Source organism: Kitasatospora sp. NPDC056800, assembly GCF_042789775.1.
In the GTDB taxonomy this organism is placed as follows: domain Bacteria; phylum Actinomycetota; class Actinomycetes; order Streptomycetales; family Streptomycetaceae; genus Kitasatospora.
Genome location: NZ_JBHUAL010000424.1, coordinates 1 through 1350, shown reverse-complemented (window position 1 = coordinate 1350; position 1350 = coordinate 1). Strand labels below are relative to the sequence as shown.

Here is a 1350-nt window from a genome sequence, read left to right as displayed (position 1 = left end):
TTTTTATCAATTTTTTGTTGGGGGGGTGGTTTTTTTTTTTTTTTTTCGACCCCCCCTCCCCCCCCCCGGGGGGGGGGTTTGCGCCCCCCCCCCGACTTCCCGCGCGCTGCCCGGCCCCTGACACCGCAGCCACGGCCCCACCCCCAAAAGTCGGCCCGCCCGACTTCTCACGCCGCGGCCAGCTCACTCATCGCTTCGCCGGGCTCCGCCGCATCGCCGGAAGTCGGCCTGCCCGACTTCTCACGCGTACTGGCTTCGCTGAGGCCGCTATCCCGCCTGCCGGCCCGCAGCGCCCTTCCGGGACCGCCCTGCACCGAAAGTCGGCCCCTCCGACTTCTCGCGCCGTGCCCCGCCCGCGCATGCCTTCGCAGCGGCCGCCGCACAACCGGGAGCCGGCCCGGAGGCTTCAGCCGGTGGGGGAGGTGGGCGGGGCCGGGGCGGCGGCGGGGGGCGGGGTGGTGGCGGCGCCGGTCCAGGATTCGTCGAGGGTGCCGTCGGGGCGGACGGCGTAGCGGGTGGAGGTGACGGTGCCGGTGGCGGCCGCGCGTTCCTCGCGGACGACCGTGCTGCCGTCCAGTCGCCAGCTGGCCGTCGCCTGCGGGTCCGCCACCGAGGTGCGGGAGGTGGTGGCGGCCGGGGCGTCCCCGGTGAAGGTGTAGAGCTGGACGAGGTCGACCGGGGCCGAGCCCTCCACCCGTCGCAGGACGACCACCGCGGCCGGCAGGCCCTTGTACCGGGCCGGCAGCACCGCGCTCAGCGCGACCTGGGGCCCGGCGCCGACCGAGTGCCCGTTCTGCAGGGCGATGGCCGGCCCGCCGGCCCCGTCGGGGTAGCTGCGGTTGGGCCAGTCCACGGCCGGCAGCGGCGCCTGGGGGGCCGTCAGCCCGCCGTCCGTACCGCCGCGTGCCGCTGCCGGGAGGGGGGTGGGCGAGGCCTGCGGCGCGACGTCCGCCGATGTCCCGGGCACGGCCTGCTCGCCGCCGGAGCCGGTGTTGGTCACCACCGCGGCCGGTGGCCGCACGCTCCGATTGTCCCGGTTCTCGCACCCCTGGGCCGCCGCGATGGCCAGCGCCACCCCGATGGTCACGGTGACGAAGACGACCAGCCGCTGCCGGAGCAGCCGTTGCCGCGCGGCGCCGGGCCGCCCGCCGGGGGCGGGGGTGTGCTGGCGGTCCCGGGGACGCACCCGCTCGCGGGCGTCGCGGGGGTCACGGGCGTCGCGGGGCCCGGGCCGGGCCGGGGGCGGGGTCTGCGGCCGGTCCGGGCGTGCCCGCAGCGGCCGGGTGACCGGTGTCGGCTCGGGCCGGGGGAGCGGGGCGCCCGGCCCCTGGGGGCGCCGTCCGGCCGCCC

1 pseudogene is annotated in these 1350 nt (G+C 77.9%); it reads right to left on the bottom strand.

Annotation, left to right across the window (positions count from 1 at the left end):
* Positions 1 to 406 precede the first annotated feature (406 nt).
* Positions 407 to 1350: pseudogene (locus ACFRQN_RS40845) on the bottom strand (hypothetical protein); the annotation flags it as partial.